The organism is Sphingomonas mesophila, assembly GCF_003499275.1.
GTDB lineage: Bacteria > Pseudomonadota > Alphaproteobacteria > Sphingomonadales > Sphingomonadaceae > Sphingomicrobium > Sphingomicrobium mesophilum.
The window spans coordinates 1,264,474-1,279,633 of the sequence record NZ_QWDF01000001.1 but is presented as its reverse complement, the minus strand read 5'-3'; the positions used below and the strand labels follow the sequence as shown (position 1 = coordinate 1,279,633).

Below are 15,160 nucleotides of genomic sequence, written 5' to 3'. Positions count from 1 at the left end.
GATGGCGCGGTCGGAAGTCCTGACCCTGGCGCTGTTCGGGCTGATGCTGCCGCTGGTCCTCGGCAGCTCGCTGCTGATCTTCAACGACGGCGACGTCAGCTGGCACATCGCCGCCGGCCAGTGGATGCTCGATCACCGCGCCTTGCCCCAGGCCGATCCCTTCTCCTTCACCCATGCCGGCGGCAAGTGGGTGACGTTCGAATGGCTGTCGCAGCTGATCTACGGCTCCGCCCACCGGCTCGCCGGGTTCGCCGGAGTGGCGGCCGTCGTGACCCTCGCGCTGGTCGCGCTGCACCTCATCGTCGTCCACGAGGCGCGCCGCTGGGTCGGGCCGTGGGGCATCGCCGCGACCGTCCTGCTGTTGGATTTGACCCTCATCCCGATGATGCTGGCCCGGCCCCACCTCCTCGCCTGGCCGCTGCTCGCCTTGTGGCTCGCAATCCTGTTGCGCGCCCGCCAGGCCGACCGCGCCCCGCCGCTCCTCGCCGCCTTCCTCCTCCTCCCTTGGGCCAACCTCCACGGCAGCTGGGCGCTCGGCATCGTCATCGCCGCCTTCGTCGCGCTCGACCACTGCCTCGCGCGCCGCTGGCACTGGCCCCTCGTAAAGGCTTGGCTCCTCTTCGGAATCCTCGCATCCTTGAATCCACTGCTGACTCCAAACGGCCTCGACGGCTTCCTCCATCCGCTCACCGTTTCGAAGCTCGAGACCCTCCCGCTGATCGTCGAATGGCGGCCAAGCGATCCGGGGCGCACCCCCTGGTTCTTCGCCGCCTTGGCGATCACCGCCGCCATCGCCTTGTGGCGCGGAGTCAGGCTTCGGCCGGTGATGGCGCTGCTTCTGGTCCTGCTGCTAGCGATGGCGCTCCACCAGATGCGCCATCAGGCGATGGTCGCCATCGCCGCCGCGCTCATCCTGCCGCCCGCGCTGAGCCGCGGCGAGCGGGGCGCGCTGACCATATCGCGCGGGCTGATCGCGGCGGGCGTCGCCGGCCTCGTCGCGCTCCTCGCATTTCGCGCCATAACGCCGCTCGAGCCGGCAGAGAACGGCGCCCACCCGCGCACCGCGCTCGCCGCCATCCCGCCCGACCTGCGCGGCCAGCCGGTGCTCAACGGCTATTCCTTCGGCGGCCCGCTGATCCGCGCCGGAGTGCCGGTCTATATCGACGGGCGAAGCGATATGTACGGCGATGCCTTCATGCGCGACTATCAGCGGATCGTCGACGGCAATGCGGCGGCGCTGGAGCGCGCGGTGCGCCGTTACGACATCGCCTGGACAATGCTCCCGCCGCGCTACGACAAGCTGGTTGCCAATCTCGATCGCGATCCGGCCTGGCGGCGAGTTTATGCCGACTCCGTGGCGATCATTCACCGCCGAGCGGACTAGCGCTTGAGGAAGCCTTCAAGGCTGTCGCGCAGGTCGCCGAGCGGGGTGTGGTCCCATTCCGGCTCACCCGCCCCGGGACGGCCGGATTTGATGTAGGCCGGGCGGGTCCACGGCGTCTCGGCCACCTCCGGCTTGGACTTGGCGAGGACCGAAATGTCGAACGGCCGGTCGAACTTGAGCCCGACCTGATCGCCGTGCGCCCAGCTGACGCGTGCAAAATGCTGGCCGGCCTCGCCGAGATCGAGCAGCACTTCGGCGCCGGCGGCATAAGCGTAGGGCGCTTCGACCAAGGCGCCGGTTTCCGAGATGTTGCGAATCCGGACCCGGCTGCTGTCGTGATTGTGATGGATGTCGGCCGACCAGATCAACGGATGGCGCGGCGCGGCGCGGCGCTGGCTGTCGGTGCGGTTGCTGCGCCGCTCGATCGGGCGCGGTTCGACCACCGGCGCGGCGGGGGCGGCCTTGATGTCAGGGAAGGAGCGCTTGAGGACGTCGAGCAGCATGGCATCGCGCTTGGCGGTGTCGCCGCCGATCTGCGTCTCGTGGGCGAATTCAAGCCCGACCCGGTCGCCGCGGATCCAGCGCACGGCGCATTCGACCGGGAACTCGCCGCCCAGCGTCAGCTCGGCCTTCTGCCACATGACGAGCTTGGCATCGGTAGCGACCATCGCCCCGCCGCCCGACAGATTGATCAGCTCGACCGGAATGCGCTTGCGCTTAACCCTGAGCGTGGCCTGCTCGGCGGTAAGGCGGTGGCGGTCACCCTCGCGGTGATCGGCGCTGCGCTTGGTCGCGCGCGGGACGGGAACCGAATGAAGCCCGGCATCCTCCGACGCTCCGGACGGCCGCTTCTCCGGCATCGCCGGACCGCCGGCGGAAAAGCCGCCGCCGCTTTCGATCGCGGCGCGAAAGCTGTTCATCGATCGAACCTCGTAAGCCATGGCGCACGCATCTTGCGCCGCCGAGGGTTACGAAACTGATAATTGTTACCGGTCGGCGCGCGGCGATCAGGACGAGTAGTACATGTCGAATTCGACCGGGCTCGGCGTGGTTTCCCAGCGCATCACCTCGTCCCACTTCAGCTCCATGTAGGCGTCGATTTGGTCGTCGCTGAACACATCGCCCTTGGTCAGGAAGGCGCGGTCGGAATCGAGGCTGAGGAGGGCCTCGCGGAGCGAGCCGCACACGGTCGGCACGTTGACCAGTTCGGCCGGCGGCAGGTCGTACAGGTTCTTGTCCATCGCTTCGCCGGGGTGGATGCGGTTCTGAATTCCGTCGAGTCCGGCCATCATCAGCGCGGCATAAGCAAGATAGGGGTTGGCGAGCGGATCGGGGAAACGGAACTCGACCCGTTTGGCCTTGTCGCCGGTGCCGTAGGGGATTCGGCACGAGGCCGAGCGGTTGCGGCTGGAGTAAGCGAGCAGGACCGGCGCCTCGAATCCCGGGACCAGCCGCTTGTAGCTGTTGGTGGTCGGGTTGGTGAAGGCGTTGAGCGCCCGCGCGTGCTTGATCACGCCGCCGATGAAGTAGAGCGCGGTCTCGCTGAGGCCGGCATAGCCGTTGCCGGCGAACAAAGGCTTGCCGCCTTTCCAGATCGACATGTGGACGTGCATCCCGCTGCCATTGTCCTTGGCGATCGGCTTGGGCATGAAGGTCGCGGTCTTGCCGTAGGCCTGGGCGACCATGTGCACGACATACTTATAAACCTGCATGCGGTCGGCGGTCTCGACCAGCGTGCCGTAGGTCAGGCCGAGCTCATGCTGCGCCGGGGCGACCTCATGGTGATGCTTGTCGCACGGCAGGCCCATCTCGAGCATGGTCGAGACCATCTCGGCGCGAATGTCACCGGCGCTGTCGACCGGGGCGACGGGAAAGTAGCCACCCTTGGCGCGCGGCCGGTGGGCGAGGTTGCCGCCGTCATATTCGCGGCTCGAATTGTGCGGCAGCTCGATGTCGTCGAGGCGGAAGGACGAGCTCGAGTAGCCATCCTCGAAGCGGACGTCGTCGAACATGAAGAATTCGGCTTCCGGTCCGACGTAGAGCGTGTCGCCGATGCCCGACGCCTTGAGATAGGCCTCGGCGCGGGTCGCGGTCGAGCGCGGGTCGCGGCCGTAGAGCTCGCCGGTCGCCGGATCGACGATGTTGCAGACCAGGATTAGCATCGGGGTCGCGCTGAACGGATCGACGTAGCTCGCGTCGAGATCCGGCTGGAGGATCATGTCGCTCTCGTTGATCGCCTTCCACCCGCCGATCGAACTGCCGTCGAACATGAAACCGTCGGTCAGCATGTCTTCGTCGATCGCCGAGGCGACCATGCTCAGGTGCTGCCACTTGCCCTTGGGGTCGGTGAAGCGAAGATCGACCCACTCGATCTCATTTTCCTCGATGGTCTTCAGGATCTTCGCCGCCGCGCTCGCCATGTGCCGTCCCCGCAAGAGTTCACCGGCCGCCCCGCGCCGCCGTTGGCCCGGCCATTCCAGAGCGGCGCGAGTCGGGGGAAGGCGGCCGTGAACAATTCACGCCGCGGGGGTGAGGCAGGCGCGAAAAAGCCGGCGCGGACGGCGATCCGCGCCGGCTCTTCGATGCGCAGGGAGCTTAGAGGCCCGAGCGGTCGTCGGTCGTCGAGTAGCTCTGTTCCTGGATGCTGGTGTCGATATCGAGCAGCTTGTAGATGAGGCAGCGCCCGAGCAGGCCGGTGAGGATCAGCACGGCCGCGGAAATCCCGACCAGGATCCGGCCGATGTCGCTCATTTCGACGAAGTACATCAGCACCAGCAGCGCGATGCCGGCGACGACGCGCACCACCCGATCTTCGGGTCCGACATTCTTTTCCATATCAACTCCCTGCGGCCCGCTCCGCGCCCGGCGGCACGGGCAATTCAAAGCCCGGGGGCGAGTCTAGGCGGTTTTGCCGTCAACACAAGGCGCTAGCGGGGGCGATCAGAAGGCGCGGCGCTGGGCTTGGACCAGCATTCTCAAGAGCATTGCAACCGGGCGCGGCACGCCGACCCGGCCTTCGAGCCACAGCGAGACAGTCGATCGCGACACGCCGATCGCGGCAGCGAGATCGTTTTGCGTGCGATAGCCGAGCGTGCGCATCATCCGCCGCAATTCCTCGGGCGGCATCGACGCCTTGAGATCGGGCTGCTCGCCGGTCAGATCGCGTCGTCCCCGCGGTCGCCGGTGCGAATGCGAACGGCCATTTCGACCGGAATCACAAAGATTTTGCCGTCGCCGATTCGCCCGGTCCGGGCAGCAGCCTCGATCGCCTCGACCACGCGCTCGGCCTGGTCATCCTCGACCACCACCTCGATTTTCACCTTGGGAATGAAGTCGACGACATATTCGGCGCCGCGATAAAGCTCGGTATGGCCCTTCTGGCGGCCGAAGCCCTTGACCTCGCTGACGGTGAGCCCGCTGACCCCGGCGTCGTGAAGCGCGTCCTTCACGTCGTCGAGCTTGAACGGCTTGATGATCGCCTCGATCTTCTTCATGCCCCCGGCATAGCGGCTGACACAGGGCTGCCGCAATTGGCGGCTTGAGGGAGCGCCCATGAAAGCGATCATCCTCTCCGCCGGCCAGGGCTCGCGGCTCGGCCATTTGACCGACGACCGCCCCAAATGCCTGATCGAGTTCGGCGGCCGCACCCTGCTCGACCGCCAGCTCGACACGCTCGCCGCCAACGGCATCGCCGAAGCAGTGGTCGTGACCGGTTTCCGGGACGACCAGATCGAGGCGGCGCTCGAGCGGCGGCGAGCGTCGGGCGAGGGGCCGCGGGTGCGCACCGTGTTCAACCCGTTCTACAAGGTCGCCGACAATACCGGCTCGCTCTACATGGTGCGCGACGAGCTGGCCGGGGACTGCCTGGTGTGGAACGGCGATACGCTGGTCTCCAACGCGCTGATGGCCCGGGTGGTGGCCAACCGCTGCGACGGCATTTGCGTCACGGTCGACCGCAAGGCGGCCTATGACGATGACGACATGAAGGTCGTGCGCGACGACGGCGACGGGCGGCTGCGCGCCATCGGCAAGCGGATCAAGGACGGGGTGAACGCCGAATCAATCGGACTGCTCGCCTTCCGCTCCGGCGGAGCCGAGCGCTTTGCCCGAGCCATCGAGCAGGAGATGCGCCAGCCCGAAGGAACCACCGTCTGGTACCTCCGGGTCATCCACTACATGGCGCAGGCAAGCGAGGTATGGACGCTCGATATCAGCGGGGAGGAGTGGGGCGAAGTCGACTTCCCCGAGGACGTCGCGCGCGCCGATGAACTGGTGCGAGGTTGGGCGTGAGACCGCTTCGGTCGAACTAGCGGCCAGTCGCGAACGAAGGCGCGACTCAGGCGCTTCCCTCCGGGTGGATCGCGTAGAGGACGGTTTCCTCGCTGTGGATGGTGTGATGATCGAGATAGAGCCGGTAGGCCGGGTCGATGTCATGGATGAGCGACGGCAATGACGCGAGATCGTCCATGCTGTGATAGGCCGAAATCGCCAATTTGGGTCGGCAGCGGCGGATCGTTTCCCGGGCACCTTCGAGACAGGCCGTTTCGGCGCCTTCAATGTCGAGCTTGATGTAATCGACGTGTTCGAAGCGGAGGTCGTCGATCGTTCGCGTCTCGACGCGTTCGCCTGCGTCATCGGATCGTGCGCCGGCACCCTGACTGAAAAATAGTTGCTTCCCGGATTTATTGTCGAGCGCAAAGGGATGATGGGTAATTCGCGCCGCAAGATCCTGGTTCGCACCCAAGTTATGCGAGAAGATCTCGATTTGGCTTGCCAATGGCTCGAACGAATGAACGTGGCCAGATGGGCCGACGGCCTCGGCAAATAGCAAGGAAGTATCACCGAAGCAGGCGCCGCCATCGATGACCGTGTCGCCTTTTCTCGGAGCGATCGATACGCCGTTGCGAGAAAACCAATATTGCTCCTCGAGAGCGGCAACCACATTACCAAGCCAGCAGTCGACCGTGCCGGCCGGCCCCGCGAAGCGATGCAAGGGGAACGGAGGAAACTGGAACGGGCTGTCGCCAACTCGCGAGCGTTCCGCTTCGGCGAATTTGATCATGTATTCGGGGTTTGCCTTCGGCAGCCGGACATGGGCAGGGCCGAGCGCGCGATAGGCCCACAGGTCGGCATAGAGATCACGCGATTCCTGATCCTCGAACAGCGCCGCGGAACGATCTATCTTCTCGGCATTGGCGCGGAGAAAGGACAGGACGCGAACCGCTTCGGTCGGGTTGTATGATTCCGGCGAAGACCCCGGGTATCGCCATTGATCGATCGGCGGATTGTCGATTTTCGATCCGCGCGCCGCGCTGATCTTGCGTAGGATCGTGCCGGTGAAGCCCTTGGCGCCAAACTCCAGCGCGGGGATCGACACCTGATTGACTACGCGCCGAACGCCACGAAGCACCGAACTGACAGTTTGCATGGCAGGGCAATAACTTGCGAGGTGATCCTCCGCAAGGCGCCGCGCCCGTCGCCCAATCCTAGCTCAGGCGTACGGCGGGCAGTCGAAGCCGGCCGGGCTCTTCGTGAAAATCTCGCAGCCGTTCTCGGTGATCCCGATCGAATGCTCGAACTGCGCCGACAGCGAGCGGTCGCGAGTGACGGCGGTCCAGCCGTCGTCGAGGATCTTGCAGTCGGCCTTGCCGAGATTGATCATCGGCTCGACGGTGAAGAACATGCCGGGCTTGAGCTCGACGCCGGTGCCGGGGCGGCCGACATGGACCACCTCGGGCGAATCGTGGAACAGCCGGCCGAGGCCATGGCCGCAGAAATCCCGCACCACGCCGTAGCGGTGCTTCTCGGCATGCGCCTGGATGGCGTGGCTGACATCACCGAGCCGGTTGCCGGGCCGCGCCTGGTCCAGCCCCAGCATCAGGCATTCGTAGGTCACTTCGATCAATCGCCGCGCCTTGATCGGCACCTCGCCGACGAAATACATGCGACTGGTGTCGCCGTGCCAACCGTCCAGGATCGGGGTGACGTCGATGTTGACGATGTCGCCATCCTTCAGCGCCTTGTCACCAGGGATGCCGTGGCACACGACATGGTTGATCGAAGTGCAGCAGCTCTTGGTGTAGCCGCGATAGCCCAGCGTGGCGGGGATCGCGCCTGCGTCGGTCATCAGGCCGAGCACGATGTCGTCGAGTTCCTGCGTTGTGACACCCGGAACGATGTGGGGGACCAGCGCGTCGAGGATCGACGCGGCCAGCTGCCCCGCCGCGCGCATGCCCGCGAATGCTTCAGCGCCGTGAAGCTTGATCGTCCCGTCGCGCGAGCCGCTGCGGTCGTCGGCGGTGACTTGAAGATAGTTGGTCATCCCCGCCAGATAGGACCGCTGGGCGCTGGCGGCAACGCGATCACTTCAAAAGCGGTTCGACGTTTTCGACCGACATGTCTTGCATCATGTCGAAGTAGGCATCGAAGTAGGGCTTGTGGGTCGAGCCGACGATGGCCAGCACCCGACTGCCTGGCCGGGTGCCGGCGGCGGCACGAATGTTGGCGACCATGCGCAGATTGCGTGCTTCCCACCAGGCCAGATAATGGCGGCCCCAGCGCTCTGGCGACGAGTCCTTCGCCGCCGCCAGCATATCCGAGCGAATCGCGGCGAGCTGGTAGTCGGGGCGATTCACCAGCCGGTAAAGATCGAGCCCGTCCGCCGAGCTCGCAAGGCTCTTGGAGCGACGATTGAATTCGGCGCGCAGCGGCGGCTCGCCCTGGCTTTCCCATACTCTTTGGATCGCTTTGCCATATTCGGGCGGCGCGTCGATTGCGATGGAGTCCGAGAAATGGTCATCCGTAAGATATACCCGTTCAAGGCCCAGGCGGGCCGCGAGGGCAGAGCCGATGTCGATCGTCTCGTTGTAGCGGCCGGGTTTGCGACGTAGAATCGTCACCAAAGGCTCGCTGAGGCCATCGCCGGAACGCCGTTCCGCGACCGGAAGTCGAAGCCATTGGACTTGCGCGGAAGCGCGGTCGTTGGCGGCCAGGAACAGGGACGCCAGTCGTCGGCGAGCGGCCGCTGAGGGCTCCTTTGGCCACGCGCGCAGGGTCTTGCGAATTTCCGCCAAGGCGCGGGGGACAGTCAGGCCAGTCGCCTTTTCAGCCTCCTCGGTTCCCCAGCAATAATCGTCGAAGGCGCTACCGTAGGTTTCGCGATAGCGCAGCAGGACGTCGCAATCATGCCCGGAGAGGTTCTCGACCGCGATGATGTCGGGCTTCCAGCCGGACAGCCGGTCGAGCAGCGGCCCCAAGGTAGCGGGCTGGAAGCCGGGCGGCAGCTGAGAAAGATGAGGCGAGCCGAGCACGAGAACCTTGGTGGGTTCGCCAGCGATCGCGCCCTTTTCAAGGCGAGGATCGAAGGGGACGCCGGAGGTTGCGGGCCCAGCCGCGGCGATCGTGAGCACCAAACCCAACGTGCCCAACCACAATGAAGTTCTACGCATGGCAACGCCTCATCGCGCTAGACTGTGCGACAATCGCAGAGCCATCTCAATTGGCCGCCGACCCTGGATTGCCTTGAGGTGATCGCCGCGGGTATCGCCGTCGACATGGTGCAAGAGAAGATCTGGACCGCCGGGCTGGTCGTGATCGGCGACGAGATCCTGTCCGGACGGACCCAGGACAAGAATATCGCCCAAGTCGGCGCGTGGCTCAACGTGCAGGGCATCCGCCTCAAGGAAGTGCGTGTCGTCGGTGATACGGAGCCGGCGATCGTCGAGGCGGTCAACACGCTTCGCCAGGCCTATGACTATTGCTTCACGACGGGCGGCATCGGCCCAACGCATGACGACATCACGGTCGACGCGATCGCCGCCGCGTTCGGCGTGCCGGTGGTCATCCATTCCGAGGCGCGGCGACTGCTCGAGGACTATTACGCCACGCGCGGCGGGCTGAACGAGGGGCGACTGGCGATGGCGCGGGTGCCCGAAGGCGCGGAGCTCATCGAGAATCCGATTTCCAAGGCGCCCGGAATCAGGATCGGCAACGTGTTCATCATGGCCGGCATCCCGTCGGTCACCGCCGGCATGCTGGCCGGGCTGACTGGGACGCTCGAGGGCGGGCGACCGCTGGTCTCGGTAACGGTCGGCGCGCATGCCCCGGAAAGCGAAGTCGCCGAGTTGCTGCGCGAGGTCGAGCGATCGGCCGCGGGGGTGGCGATCGGCTCCTATCCATTCAGCAAGGAAGGCCGGTTCGGGAGCAATTTCGTGGTCCGCAGCGAGGACGAAGCGCTGGCCCGCCGGGTCGCGTCGACGCTTGCCGAGCGGCTCGGCGAGGCCGGATACGATGCCGTCGATGGCGGGATATAGCTGGAGCGGGCGAAGGGAATCGAACCCTCGTCGTAAGCTTGGGAAGCTTCTGCTCTACCATTGAGCTACGCCCGCTCGGGTCGGCGCGAATTGCCATGCGCCCGGCGCCCCGTCAATTCGCCCCAACGAAAACGGCGCCGCTCTTTCGAGCGACGCCGCCTTTCGTACCAGATCTGACCGCTTAGTAAGCGATGCTGAGGGTGCCCGAGATGGTCCGCGGAGCACCGATCTGGGCGTTCGGCGGATTGTCGTACACACCTGCACCGCTCACCGGCTGATTGAGGTTCGAGTTGAACCCGCCGACATAGAGCTCGTCGAACAGATTGTAGACGTTCAGCTGGAAGTAGGTTTCCTTCATCCCGCGGATCTTGAAGTTGTAGCGGGCGTCGAGGTTGATCAGCCAGTACGAGGGCGCCGTTGCGCTGTAGATGCGCTGCGGACCGCTGACGCCGGTCAGGTCAACGTCGCCGCGGAAGACCTGCGAGTTGTTGTCGTAAATGTACCGCGGTCCCGTCTTCTTGGCAGTGATCCCGAGGTCGATCGGACCGAACGAACCGAGTGCCGAAAAGCCCCAATTGTAGGTCGCCGCACCGCCCTCGCGCTTGCCAGCGGTGAACGCGCAGCTGCGCGCCGCTTGCGCGTCGGCAGCCACGGTCCCGGTGGCAATGGTGTCGCAGGTGGTGCCGGCCGGATTAAACGCCGAAACCGGGATGGCGCCGATCTGGATGTTGTCCTTGATCTCCGAATCGTTCCACGCGGCAAAGGCGTAGAGCGTCAGCTGCTTGATCGGCGAATAGGCGACCGACCCGTCGATGCCCCACTTGTCGACCACGCCGAGGTTGCGGAACACGGTGGTGTTGGCTTCGGGGTCGAAGCTCACCGCCTGGCGGTTCTTGAAGCGGGTCTTCCAGACGCCGACCTGGGCCTGGACCTTCGAGCTGCGATAGCGCGCGCCAAAGTCGAAGCTGTCGGTCTCTTCCGGCTCGGGCTTGGCCTGGTCGGTGCCTTCCGGGAAGAAGAAGGACGCGTAGAGGTTGTCGGTCGACGGGACCGACAGACCCTTGGCGTAATTGGCGAAGATGCTCGCGCGCGGAGTGATGTCGTAGATGAAGCCGATGTTCGGAAGCAGCTTCTCATACTTCAGCGTACGCTTCTGCGGCGGCGAGAAGCCGCTGATGGCTCCGGTCACCGGATCAACGACGTAAGGGTTGTTCGCCGCGATCAGGGCATCGACAGCCGCGTTACCGCCCGAACATTCGACGAATGCACCCGACGAGTTGGACGCCGAGCTGGTGAAGCAGTTGTTGTCGAGCTTGCGGGTAAAGAACGGCATGCGCACGCCGACCGTGGTGGTCAGGCGATCGTCGAAGAACTCGCCGCGCCACTCGGCCGACGGCTGGTGGAGGATGGCATAGGACTGACGGTCGCGCTTCTGGAGCACGACGCCGTTGCCGTCCGAGACCGGATCGTTGATCGGGAACACGTCGAGCGGCTCGCCGCTGATCGACAGCAGGCCGACTTCGCCGGTCTGGCGATGGTTGGCGTGGTCGAACGTGTAGTTGAAGCGCATCGTGTGGTCGTCGTTGATGTCCCAACGCAGACCGCTGATCAGGCCGTAGCGACGCGTGCGGGTCTGGCTCGGGGCGATCACGGTGACCTGGTCGAGCACGTCGCCATCGCCGTTGACGTCACGACCGGCGAACGGCGAGCCGCCGAAATAGCCGGCGACGCACGTGCGGGTGGCGTTGTTGCCGAGGGCGCAATCGGTCGTCGAGGCAGTGCCCCCGGCCGGGTTGATGTCGCGCAGGCCCTCGCGAAGCGTCACGGTGCCGCCGCCATTGGCCTTGACGTACTGGAAGCTCGGCTCGACTGTCAGGGTCAGCGCATCGTTGATGGTGAAGCGCGACGTGCCCTTGATGTTGCCGGTGTTCGACGGGTTGTAGCGACGGTCGAATTCGGTGCCGCAGCTCGAGAAACCGGCCGGAGCGACTGCCGGCGCATCGGCAACGCCGGCGGTCGGGCTCTCGATCGTGCACGGATAGTTGATGTCATACTCGCGCTCGTCGTTGTCGAGCGGGAAGCGGTTGCCGTTACCCGAACCGACCACGCGCGGAGCACCATTGGTGCCGCTCTGGGTGATGTCATTGCGCAGGCGCAGCGAGCCGAAGAAGTTGTTGCGGTTCTGATTATAGTGACCGCTGACCGAGACGAAGTCGCCTGCCGCGCCGAGCGGCTGGTAGATCTTGGCGTTGTACTGCTGCTTGTCGACCTTGCCGTAATTGTTGAACGGATTGTCGTTCTTGGCGGTCGAAACGGCGAGGAAGGTGCGGGTCCCCCACGGCCCCAGTTCGCCGGTGTCGACCACCGCGAAGATGCGGCGGAAATCATATTCGCCGAGCGAGCCGACGACGCGCGCGCCGAATTCCTTGAACGGGTTGCGGGTGCGCAGGTTGACGGTTCCGCCGACGGCCGAGGCGGTCGGCGAGTCGACGTCGGTGGTGCCGAGGTTGACGTTGACCTGGTCGATCAGCTCGGGGTCGATCTGCTGGTTCGAATAGATCGCGTAATTGCCCGAATCGTTGAGCGGGATGCCGTCGTAGGTGAGGCTGATGCGGCTGCTGTCGAAGCCGCGGATGCTGAGCGTTCCGCCCGACGAGCCGTAGGCGTCGTTGTTCTGGAAGCTGACGCCCGGAACGACGTTGATCGAATCGAGCACGGTCTGGCCCGGGTTCTGGCGGGCGAGAAACTCCTGAGTCAGGACCGCCTTGGCCTTGCTGGTGTCGGGCGCGGTGACGCCGCCGACGTCCTGGGCGCGGGTCCCGGTGACGATGATCGCTTCTTCTTCGAAGTCCTGCGTGCCTGCCGACTGAGCGAAGGCGGCGGCCGGAAAGATAAGCGAAGCCGAGCTGAGAAGAATGAGCTTTTTCACGATGTTAACCCCCCAAGGGTGTGCGCCGGTTGCGAGTCGCGCCGCTCCTATAGCGACTTTGCGACTCTTGGATGACGGACCAAAAGGCCCGGTGGGACGAATTTTCGAGAACGTTGCCGGAAGGCCACGACAGCCCTCGGTTCGACTCGCGCGGGCCTACAGCAAAAAGCGCCGCTGATTACAAGACTGTCAGCTATTTCGCCGAGTCGAGCCGCCGCCCGATCGCCACCATAACGTAGATCAGCGGCGGGACCATGACGATCGACAGCACCACCTTGGCCAGCATCTGGCCAATCAGCAGGTCGGCGATCGGGAAAACGCCGTAGAAGGCGATGGTGATGAACAGCAGCGTATCGACGATCTGGCTCAGCACGCTGGCGACGGCCGAGCGGAACCACAGCAAGCGCGAGCCCGAATCGCCCTTCAGTCGCGCAAAAATGGTGACGTTGAGCAAGGTCGAGATTCCGTAGGCGACGATGCCAGCGAGCCAGATCCGCGGCGTTGCGAGCATGATCGTCTCGAACGCCGAGAGGCGCGCCGGATCCATCTCCCCGGCCGCCGGAATGGCGAGCACAAGCAGCGTCAGCGCCAGCGAGACGAGCAGCGGCACGAAGCCCCACAACACCAATTTATTGGCGACCGAGCGGCCGTGGAGTTCGGCCACGGCGCTCGACGTCACGACCAGCATCAGGAAGGCGAAGATCCCCGCCTCGACCGCCAGCGGCCCGAGCGCGACCTGTTTGTTGCCAAGCACTCCGGCGATGCACACCATGCCGCCATAGAAGATGGCGAAGGCGAACAGCGAGGGGGTCAGCGGCCAGGCGGCACGATCGGAAACGGAAGCGGCGGCGTCGGCCTGGATTTCGCTGGTCATGGCGGCGATGGGTAAAGCTTCGCGGCTTGCCCGCAAGCCTTTTGTTGACCGTCTCCACCCCCGCCGCTAGCGCCCGCCGACCATGCCGCCGCGCTTCGACATCATCGCCATCGGCGACGCCATCGTCGATGTCATCGCGACCTGCGACGACGCGTTTCTCGCGGCGCACGGCCTGCCCAAGGGATCGATGCAATTGCTCGATACCGAGGCCGCGGCGCGGCTCTACGCGGCGATGGGCAGCGCCCAGGAAACGAGCGGCGGGTCGGCGGCCAATTCGATGGCCGGAATCGCCGCCATGGGTGGGCGCGCCGCGTTCATCGGCCAGGTCGCCGATGACCAGTTGGGCGCGATCTTCCGTCACGACATGGAGGCGCTCGGGGTCGATTTCGACACCCCGCCGATCGATCCCGCGCTGGGCAAGCCGACCGGCCGCTGCCTGATCCTGGTCACGCCGGACGCGCAGCGGACGATGAACACCTGCCCCGGCGCGAGCCACGAGCTCGGTGGGGCGACGCTTGACGAGGCGCGTATCGCTGACTCCGCGATCCTCTACCTCGAAGGTTATTTGTGGGGTCCCGAGAAACCGCGCGCGGCGATGCTTCGAGCGATCGAGGTGGCGCACGGTGCGAGCCGCGAGATCGCCTTCACCCTGTCCGAAAGCGTGTGCATCGCCGGGCGCCGCGAGGGCTTCAACCGGATGATCGCCGACGGCGGGATCGATTTGTTGTTCGCCAACGAACATGAAGTGCTTCAGCTGACCGGCGACTCCTCGCTCGGCCAGGCGATCGCGACCCTTTCGGCGAAGGTGCCGACGCTGGTCGTGACCCGCGGCGCCGACGGGGCGATGGCCTTTGCGAACGGGGAGGGGGTCGAAGTCGCCGCTGCTCCGGTCGAGCGGGTCGTCGACACCACCGGTGCCGGCGATCTGTTCGCCGCCGGCTTCCTTGCCGCGCGCGCCCGCGGTCACGATCTTGCGCGCTGCCTCCACACCGGCGCGACGGCGGCGGCCGAGATCATTTCCCATTTCGGAGCGCGGCCGGAAGCCGATCTCAAGTCGCTGGTTCAGTTGTGACCAGCCTCAAGCGGCTGGCAGTCTATTGCGGCGCGGCGCCGGGCGGCGACCCCTTGTTCGCCGAGGTTGCGCGCGAGCTGGCCGGCATCATGGCGACTCGCGGTATCGATCTCGTCTACGGCGGCGGCAAGCTCGGGCTGATGGGGATCATGGCCGACACCATACTTGCTGCGGGCGGCCGAGCCTATGGCGTCATCCCCCATGCACTCGTCGAGCAGGAAGTCGCGCATCACGACCTCACCGAACTCTACCAGGTGACGACGATGCACGAGCGCAAGGCCAAGTTCACCGAGCTTGCCGACGGCTTTCTGTGCCTGCCCGGCGGCATCGGCACGCTCGACGAATTGTTCGAGGCGTGGACGTGGAACGCGCTCGGCTATCACAACAAGCCGTTCTGCCTGCTCAACGTGCGCGGCTTCTGGGAGCCGTTCGCGGAGTTCATGGACCATGTCCGCGACGCCGGTTTCCTCAGCGCTGCGCGACGCGCGCAATTGCTGATCGCCGATACGCCGGTGGACGCCATCAAAATGCTGGACGAGGCGGCCGGACAGGCTAACCAAGGCATCGTCTGGTAATCGGCCCGGGGGAG

Annotated in this window: 15 protein-coding genes and 1 tRNA gene; 5 read left to right on the top strand and 11 right to left on the bottom strand. The window is 65.4% G+C overall.

All coding sequences use genetic code 11. The features are described from left to right. The first annotated feature begins 1 nt into the window (after nt 1). The gene (locus D0Z60_RS06550; RefSeq protein ID WP_118857501.1) at nt 2–1,384 is read left to right on the top strand and encodes a hypothetical protein; all 1,383 of its coding nucleotides are present in this window, start codon (nt 2–4) and stop codon (nt 1,382–1,384) included. Here D0Z60_RS06550 and D0Z60_RS06545 read toward each other — a convergent pair. The 5 genes from D0Z60_RS06545 to D0Z60_RS06525 form a co-directional block, all read right to left on the bottom strand. Then, nucleotides 1,381–2,304: a PilZ domain-containing protein gene (locus D0Z60_RS06545; RefSeq protein ID WP_162888114.1), complete on the bottom strand. Its 924-nt coding sequence runs from the start codon at nt 2,302–2,304 to the stop codon at nt 1,381–1,383. The two genes, D0Z60_RS06550 and D0Z60_RS06545, sit on opposite strands and share 4 nt — an antisense overlap. Before the next feature lie 87 nt (nt 2,305–2,391). Then, nucleotides 2,392–3,804, bottom strand: coding sequence for a type I glutamate--ammonia ligase (glnA, locus tag D0Z60_RS06540; protein ID WP_118857499.1), 1,413 nt, complete (start codon nt 3,802–3,804; stop codon nt 2,392–2,394). Between the two features lie 175 nt (nt 3,805–3,979). Beyond that, a complete protein-coding gene (locus tag D0Z60_RS06535; RefSeq protein ID WP_118857498.1) occupies nt 3,980–4,219 on the bottom strand; it encodes a YgaP family membrane protein in 240 nt (79 codons plus the stop codon). Between the two features lie 105 nt (nt 4,220–4,324). After that, the gene (locus D0Z60_RS06530; protein WP_118857497.1) at nt 4,325–4,510 is read right to left on the bottom strand and encodes a helix-turn-helix domain-containing protein; all 186 of its coding nucleotides are present in this window, start codon (nt 4,508–4,510) and stop codon (nt 4,325–4,327) included. Between the two features lie 29 nt (nt 4,511–4,539). Beyond that, nucleotides 4,540–4,878 (bottom strand): P-II family nitrogen regulator, encoded by a 339-nt coding sequence (locus D0Z60_RS06525; protein ID WP_118857496.1) that lies wholly within the window; start codon nt 4,876–4,878, stop codon nt 4,540–4,542. A 58-nt stretch (nt 4,879–4,936) separates the two neighbouring features. Between D0Z60_RS06525 and D0Z60_RS06520 the strand changes: the two genes are divergently transcribed. Next, nucleotides 4,937–5,674, top strand: coding sequence for a phosphocholine cytidylyltransferase family protein (locus D0Z60_RS06520; protein ID WP_118857495.1), 738 nt, complete (start codon nt 4,937–4,939; stop codon nt 5,672–5,674). 46 nt (nt 5,675–5,720) lie between these two features. On the opposite strand, the gene D0Z60_RS06515 is transcribed toward D0Z60_RS06520, so the two are convergent. The 3 genes from D0Z60_RS06515 to D0Z60_RS06505 form a co-directional block, all read right to left on the bottom strand. Continuing rightward, a complete protein-coding gene (locus D0Z60_RS06515; RefSeq protein WP_118857494.1) occupies nt 5,721–6,812 on the bottom strand; it encodes an FkbM family methyltransferase in 1,092 nt (363 codons plus the stop codon). 63 nt (nt 6,813–6,875) lie between these two features. After that, nucleotides 6,876–7,706: a type I methionyl aminopeptidase gene (gene map / locus D0Z60_RS06510; protein ID WP_118857493.1), complete on the bottom strand. Its 831-nt coding sequence runs from the start codon at nt 7,704–7,706 to the stop codon at nt 6,876–6,878. A 40-nt stretch (nt 7,707–7,746) separates the two neighbouring features. Continuing rightward, the gene (locus tag D0Z60_RS06505; RefSeq protein WP_240325651.1) at nt 7,747–8,793 is read right to left on the bottom strand and encodes a DUF5694 domain-containing protein; all 1,047 of its coding nucleotides are present in this window, start codon (nt 8,791–8,793) and stop codon (nt 7,747–7,749) included. Between the two features lie 144 nt (nt 8,794–8,937). On the opposite strand from D0Z60_RS06505, the gene D0Z60_RS06500 reads away from it, so the two are divergent. Further along, on the top strand, nt 8,938–9,696 hold the full coding sequence (locus tag D0Z60_RS06500; protein WP_118858472.1) for a competence/damage-inducible protein A: 759 nt from the start codon (nt 8,938–8,940) through the stop codon (nt 9,694–9,696). A 1-nt stretch (nt 9,697) separates the two neighbouring features. Here D0Z60_RS06500 and D0Z60_RS06495 read toward each other — a convergent pair. From D0Z60_RS06495 to D0Z60_RS06485, 3 genes are all read right to left on the bottom strand, one after another. Then, a tRNA-Gly gene (locus tag D0Z60_RS06495) sits at nt 9,698–9,771 on the bottom strand. Nucleotides 9,772–9,877: 106 nt separating this feature from the next. Then, nucleotides 9,878–12,625, bottom strand: coding sequence for a TonB-dependent receptor (locus D0Z60_RS06490; RefSeq protein ID WP_118857491.1), 2,748 nt, complete (start codon nt 12,623–12,625; stop codon nt 9,878–9,880). A gap of 193 nt (nt 12,626–12,818) precedes the next feature. Beyond that, entirely contained in the window at nt 12,819–13,499 is a 681-nt protein-coding gene (locus D0Z60_RS06485) for a queuosine precursor transporter (RefSeq protein ID WP_118857490.1), read from the bottom strand. A gap of 82 nt (nt 13,500–13,581) precedes the next feature. Between D0Z60_RS06485 and D0Z60_RS06480 the strand changes: the two genes are divergently transcribed. Further along, nucleotides 13,582–14,571 carry an adenosine kinase gene (locus D0Z60_RS06480; RefSeq protein ID WP_118857489.1) on the top strand — a complete coding sequence of 330 codons (990 nt, stop codon included), beginning with the start codon at nt 13,582–13,584 and terminating at the stop codon, nt 14,569–14,571. Next, complete coding sequence (locus tag D0Z60_RS06475; RefSeq protein ID WP_118857488.1) at nt 14,568–15,146, top strand: LOG family protein; 579 nt, start codon at nt 14,568–14,570, stop codon at nt 15,144–15,146. The genes D0Z60_RS06480 and D0Z60_RS06475 overlap by 4 nt, the downstream gene beginning before the upstream one ends. Nucleotides 15,147–15,160: the final 14 nt, after the last annotated feature.

Bases quoted from the DNA above. Each gene is read 5' to 3' on its own strand.
- D0Z60_RS06550 (WP_118857501.1), top strand. From the start codon at position 2: ATGGCGCGGTCGGAAGTCCTGACCCTGGCGCTGTTCGGGCTGATGCTG.
- D0Z60_RS06545 (WP_162888114.1), bottom strand. From the start codon at position 2,304: ATGAACAGCTTTCGCGCCGCGATCGAAAGCGGCGGCGGCTTTTCCGCC.
- glnA (WP_118857499.1), bottom strand. From the start codon at position 3,804: ATGGCGAGCGCGGCGGCGAAGATCCTGAAGACCATCGAGGAAAATGAG.
- D0Z60_RS06535 (WP_118857498.1), bottom strand. From the start codon at position 4,219: ATGGAAAAGAATGTCGGACCCGAAGATCGGGTGGTGCGCGTCGTCGCC.
- D0Z60_RS06530 (WP_118857497.1), bottom strand. From the start codon at position 4,510: ATGCCGCCCGAGGAATTGCGGCGGATGATGCGCACGCTCGGCTATCGC.
- D0Z60_RS06525 (WP_118857496.1), bottom strand. From the start codon at position 4,878: ATGAAGAAGATCGAGGCGATCATCAAGCCGTTCAAGCTCGACGACGTG.
- D0Z60_RS06520 (WP_118857495.1), top strand. From the start codon at position 4,937: ATGAAAGCGATCATCCTCTCCGCCGGCCAGGGCTCGCGGCTCGGCCAT.
- D0Z60_RS06515 (WP_118857494.1), bottom strand. From the start codon at position 6,812: ATGCAAACTGTCAGTTCGGTGCTTCGTGGCGTTCGGCGCGTAGTCAAT.
- map (WP_118857493.1), bottom strand. From the start codon at position 7,706: ATGACCAACTATCTTCAAGTCACCGCCGACGACCGCAGCGGCTCGCGC.
- D0Z60_RS06500 (WP_118858472.1), top strand. From the start codon at position 8,938: ATGGTGCAAGAGAAGATCTGGACCGCCGGGCTGGTCGTGATCGGCGAC.
- D0Z60_RS06485 (WP_118857490.1), bottom strand. From the start codon at position 13,499: ATGACCAGCGAAATCCAGGCCGACGCCGCCGCTTCCGTTTCCGATCGT.
- D0Z60_RS06480 (WP_118857489.1), top strand. From the start codon at position 13,582: ATGCCGCCGCGCTTCGACATCATCGCCATCGGCGACGCCATCGTCGAT.